Genomic DNA, 3,977 nt, shown 5'->3' with positions numbered 1-3,977 from the left:
GGATGCGCGAAACCGGCGGCCGCGCCATCGAGCGTTCGCTCAACATCGGCGTCCGCCCGCAAGGCCATATGATCGGCATCCGTCCGGATTTCGCCGACAATGAAGTGCCGCAGGGCGGCACCGCCAAGTTCAGCCTGATCGCCGTCGATCCCGACGGCAAGCGCGAGGCGCTGAAAGGCGCGCAGTGGACGCTGGTCAAGGTCGAACGCAATTACCAGTGGTACCGCTCCAACAATTCCTGGAACTACGAGCCGGTCACCTTCACCAAGTCGATCGCCAACGGCCAGGTCGACCTTAGCGCCGACGGCGGCGCGACGGTCTCCGTGCCGGTCGATTGGGGTCAGTACCGCCTCGAGGTCGAGACATCGGATCCCGAGGGACCGGCGACAAGCTACGAGTTCGATGCCGGCTGGTATGTCTCCTCGACCACCACCGAAACGCCTGACGGCCTCGAAATCGCCCTCGACAAGGACAATTATGCCGCCGGCGAAGTGGCCAGGCTGAAAGTCTCGCCGCACTTTGCCGGCGAACTTCTCATCAACATCGGTTCCGACAAACTGTTGAAGACCGTCACGGCATCCGTGCCGGCCGGCGGCAGCACGGTCGACATACCGGTCGGCGACGATTGGGGTGCCGGTGCCTATGTCACGGCAACCCTCTTCCGGCCGGGCGATGCGCAGGAAACGCGCATGCCGGCCCGCGCCATCGGCGTGAAATGGCTGAAGGTCGATCCGGGCTCGAAAAAGCTCGCCATCACCTTGACGCCGCCGGACAAGACCATGCCGCGCCAGCAGCTGTCGATCCCGGTTTCGGTCGCCGGCGTGCAGCCGGGAAGCAATGCCTACGTCATGGTTGCCGCCGTCGATGTCGGCATCCTCAACCTGACCAACTACAAGGCCCCGGATCCGGAGAACTGGTTCTTCGGCCAGCGCATGCTGGGCATGGAAATCCGCGACATATACGGCCGCCTGATCGACGGCTCGCTCGGCAACACCGGCAAGCTCAGGACCGGCGGCGACGGCGCCAACATGCAGGCGCAAGGCAACCCGCCGACCGAAAAACTGGTCGCCTTCTTCTCCGGCATCGTCGAACTCGATGCCGACGGCAAGGCGCGGGTCGACTTCGACATCCCGCAGTTCAACGGCACCGTGCGCGTCATGGCCGTCGCCTGGACCAAGGATGCGGTCGGCCACGCCCAGTCCGATGTCATCGTGCGCGATCCCATCGTGATCACCGCTGGCCTGCCACGCTTCCTGGCGCCTGGTGACGCCGCCGTCATGCGCCTAGACGTCGCCGACACCGATGGTCCGGCCGGCGACTATGCGTTCTCGATCGAAACAACGGGTGACCTGTCGACCGGCGACAAGCCCCTGCCCCAGAAGCTGACGCTCGCCCAGGGCAAGCGCCAGACGCTGACCGTGCCGCTGGTCGCTCAGACGGCCGGCAATGCCTCGCTCACCGTCAAGCTTGCCCATGCCGACGGCACCAAGGTCGAGCAGACGCTCTATGTGCCGGTGCGCCCGGCGCAATTGCCGGTGACCACCCGGCTGGTGGTCGACCTCAAGGGCAATGGCGGCGCGCTGCGCGTCGACAAGGAACTGCTGGCAGCCAGCCTGCTCAATGGCGCCTCCGTCAGTGTCGGCGTTTCGCAGGCCGCCGCCTTCGACGTGCCGTCGCTGCTGATGACGCTCGACCGCTACCCCTATGGTTGCGCCGAGCAGACCACCAGCCGCGCCATGCCGCTTCTCTACGTCAATGAGTTGGCTTCCGGCGTCGGCATGGCCAGCGACCCCGATATCCATGGCCGCATCCAGGACGCCATCTATAAGGTTCTGAGCTATCAGGCCTCGGGCGGCAGCTTCGGCCTGTGGGGTCCGGGCTCCGGCGATCTGTGGCTTGATTCCTATGTCACCGATTTCCTGACCAGGGCGCGCGAGCAGAAATACGACGTGCCGAGCCTGGCCATGAACCAGGCGCTGAGCAATTTGCAGAACTCGCTCGGCTATGACCAGAGCGTCCAGGACCGTGGCAGCGAGATCGCCTACGCCCTCTACGTTCTGGCCCGCAACAAGAAGGCCTCGATCGGCGACCTGCGCTACTATGCGGATACCCAACTCGAAGCTTTCTCAAGCCCGATGGCCGTTGCCCAGCTGGCGGCAAGCCTGGCGCTCTACGGCGATACACCGCGCGCCGAAGCCACCTTCAAGACCGCCTTGCAGTTGGCAAAGTCCACCACCGACTACGACTACTACCGCTCCGACTACGGTTCGCGGCTGCGTGATGGCGCGGCGATGCTGGCGCTGGCGGCGGAATCGAAGCCGGTGCCGACCATCGTGCCGGAACTGATCAAGCTGGTGACCAGGGAACGCGCGGAAGCCCGCTGGACCACCACCCAGGACGAATCCTGGATGCTGCTGGCGGCCCGCGCGCTGAAGGAGGGCAATGATACGATCATGCTGGCCGTCAATGGCGCGGCGCATTCCGGCGGCTACTCCAACCAGGTGGAAGGCTCTGACCTGGCCGACAGCCCGCTGACCATCGCCAACACCGGCAAGACCCCGCTGCAGGCCGTCGTCACCACCGTGGCGTCGCCGGTCCAGCCCTTGCCGGCCGGCGGCGACGGCTTCACCATCAACCGCACCTACTACAAGCTCGACGGCACCGAGGCCAATGTCACCGAGGCGACGCAGAACGAACGCTATGTCGTCGTGCTCAAGGTCAACGAGCAGAACAAATGGCCGTCGCGCCTGCTGGTCACCGACCTGTTGCCGGCCGGCTTCGAGATCGACAATCCCGGCCTGGTCTCCAGCGCCCAGTTGACGAACTTCTCGTGGCTGGCGCAGACCGATGCCGCGCATCTCGAATTCCGCGACGACCGTTTCGTCGCGGCGTTCAACCCGGCCGACGGCGATCATGACCACAATCTGACGCTCGCCTATGTCGTGCGCGCGGTGACGCCTGGTACCTATGCGCACCCGGCGGCAACGGTGGAGGACATGTACCGGCCGCAATATTCGGCCCGCACCGCCACCGGCATGATGGAGGTCAAGGCGCCGTAAGGCGCCTTGGCGAATATGAAAGTGAGGCTTGTGCTGCCCCCCATTGCCCTGCCGGGCATTTCTCCCCGTATAGTGACGGGGAGAAAGAGGCCTGCAACAAAGCTTTCGCCAACTTTGAACGTTGCTGGAAAAGCGCCAAGGGCCATGACAGCACCCTTCTCCCCGTCACTATACGGGGAGAAGGTGGCGGCAGCCGGATGAGGGGCGGCGCCATGCTTTCCAAGAAGTTCCTTCGTCGCACGGCCGTTGCAGGAGCCTCCCTCATTGGACTCACCGCAATTGCCGCCACCACCCTCTGGGCGCTCGACCGTGCCTTCCCACCCCCGCTTCCAGCCGAACTCACGGTCTCCACCGAAGTCCAGGACCGCGACGGCGAATTGTTGCGCGCCTTCGCCACGCCGGACGGCTACTGGCGGCTCGAAACCCGCCTCGACCAGGTCGACAAGCAGTTCGTCGACATGCTGGTCACCTACGAAGACAAGCGTTTCTGGGACCATGAAGGTGTCGACGTGCTGGCGCTGGCCCGCGCCGCCGGCCAGTTCGCCACCAGCGGCCGCATCGTCTCCAGCGGCTCGACGCTTTCGATGCAGCTTGCCCGGCTGATCGAGCCGCGCGAAAGCCGCAGCCTCGGCTCCAAGGTCAAGCAGATGCTGCGCGCCATCCAGATAGAGCGGCGGCTGTCGAAACGCGAGATCCTCGAACGCTACCTGACGCTGGCGCCTTATGGCGGCAATCTGGAAGGCGTGCGCGCCGCCTCGCTCGCCTATTTCGGCAAGGAGCCGAAACGGCTCACCGTTTCCGAGGCCGCCCTGCTCGTCGCTCTGCCGCAACTGCCGGAAAAGCGCCGGCCCGACCGCAATTTGAAGATCGCCCACGCCGCCCGCGACCGGGTGCTGACCCGAATGGTCTCCTCCCGCC

At 65.2% G+C, this 3,977-nt stretch carries 2 protein-coding genes; both read left to right on the top strand.

Going from position 1 to position 3,977, the window contains the following annotated elements; all coding sequences use genetic code 11:
• The coding region (locus tag EN906_RS25635) for an alpha-2-macroglobulin (RefSeq protein ID WP_164777356.1) at window positions 1-3,059 on the top strand (3,059 nt) is incomplete at its 5' end.
• Between the two features lie 212 nt (window positions 3,060-3,271).
• Window positions 3,272-3,977 (top strand): transglycosylase domain-containing protein (locus tag EN906_RS25625; RefSeq protein ID WP_245484330.1); only part of this gene is annotated, 706 nt, incomplete at its 3' end.

The sequence above is a fragment of the Mesorhizobium sp. M7A.F.Ca.CA.004.06.1.1 genome, assembly GCF_003999135.1.
Lineage (GTDB): Bacteria > Pseudomonadota > Alphaproteobacteria > Rhizobiales > Rhizobiaceae > Mesorhizobium.
Note: the sequence above shows the minus strand (reverse complement) of the source record. Positions and strands in the feature narration are given on the sequence as shown.